Raw genomic sequence first — 933 nt, forward strand, 5'->3', positions numbered from 1 at the left:
ATTTTTTATTTTCGTAGACATAAAAATTCCTCAAAGTGTTCGACGTTAAAGGGTGTCCGCGTAACGCCAGGGATTTGTCGACTTTCATTTTAATTCCCTTTTGAATCAGTTTTATTTTCCCTTGTTCCATGCTCAACTTTTAACCGTACATATTTGGCTTGAAAAAGTACAAAAAAGGCTTTAAAGCGTACATATTTGGTTCTATAAATCAGCTAGTTATTTTTTAGTGCCCTCTTGGCACGTATCATCGGGAAGTTTCTCTAGCAATGGATAAGATTCAAAACTATCTTGGGCATGGTAGTGATCGAATTGATTTGGGTGAGGTTTATCTAAAAGAGACTTAATCCATTTTGTAAGCTTCTAAAAATAGCCATAGATTCCACTGCCTTTCTTTTTCATATTCATGAGGGGAGCGGAGAGGAACCGTCACTTAATTTGCATCTTCTCGTTCTTCCAACCAATTGTAAAACGGCTTTGGATTGTGTTCTGTTTTTAGTAATCTTTCTAACTCCTGTAAATTCCAAACGGCTTTCTTGATGAGAATATCAGCATATTCCCTCGTAATACAAATAGGATCTTCTGTAATGATCTTTATTTCTTCTGTTTCTCTAACTATATCAATTGCTTTTTTCCTATTTTCATCATTTTTGAGATTGATGTAAGTAAACATATCTCTATGAATTACATCCACTGTTGCTATTAATTCTCTTATTTGACCTTTAGTTGCCCCTGCGGTATTTTTACCAGTTGTCCAATGTAAATCAAATCCTACAATAGCGCGTCCTGATTTCTCTTCGGTGTACCACACTTCAAGCTCCGTATATGTATTTATTTCAGTAATAGCAACATCTAAAACAGTCTTTTTAAAGCGCCCTGTATTATTTTTATAAGTTTTTTTATCTGCGACGCCAAATAATCGCATAAGGGCATCTT

Annotated in this window: 1 protein-coding gene; it reads right to left on the minus strand. The window is 34.9% G+C overall.

Annotated elements, in window-relative coordinates:
* Nucleotides 1-430 precede the first annotated feature (430 nt).
* The coding region (locus NRI27_RS17975) for a hypothetical protein (RefSeq protein ID WP_371391905.1) at nucleotides 431-933 on the minus strand (503 nt) is incomplete at its 5' end.

Origin of the sequence: Sporosarcina sp. OR05, assembly GCF_041414805.1 — a bacterium.
Classification (GTDB): domain Bacteria; phylum Bacillota; class Bacilli; order Bacillales_A; family Planococcaceae; genus Sporosarcina; species Sporosarcina saromensis.